Source organism: Arthrobacter pascens, from assembly GCF_017052465.1.
GTDB lineage: Bacteria > Actinomycetota > Actinomycetes > Actinomycetales > Micrococcaceae > Arthrobacter > Arthrobacter pascens.
Genome location: NZ_JAFHKT010000067.1, coordinates 1 through 351, shown reverse-complemented (window position 1 = coordinate 351; position 351 = coordinate 1). Strand labels below are relative to the sequence as shown.

Annotated in this window: 1 protein-coding gene; it reads left to right on the top strand. The window is 68.4% G+C overall.

What is annotated here, in order from left to right:
* On the top strand, positions 1-351 hold a 351-nt coding region (locus tag JYA52_RS00375), incomplete at both ends, for a urocanase-related protein (RefSeq protein ID WP_504739502.1).

Sequence of the window (351 nt, the reverse complement as noted above, 5' to 3'; positions counted from 1 at the left end):
GCCTTCGAATTCCCCGGCTTCGTTCCGGCCTACATCCGGCCGCTGTTCTGCGAGGGCCTGGGCCCGTTCCGCTGGGTGGCCCTCTCCGGGGACCCCGAGGACATCGCCGTGACGGACAAGGCCATCAAGGAACTCTTCCCCGAGAACAAGCACCTGCACCGCTGGATCGACGCCGCGGGTGAGCGGGTCGAGTTCGAAGGCCTGCCGGCCCGGATCTGCTGGCTGGGCTACGGCGAACGCGCCAAGGCCGGGCTGCTGTTCAACCAGCTCGTGAAGGAAGGCAAGGTCAAGGCGCCCATCGTGATCGGCCGGGACCACCTCGACTCCGGCTCCGTCGCCTCCCCCTACCGT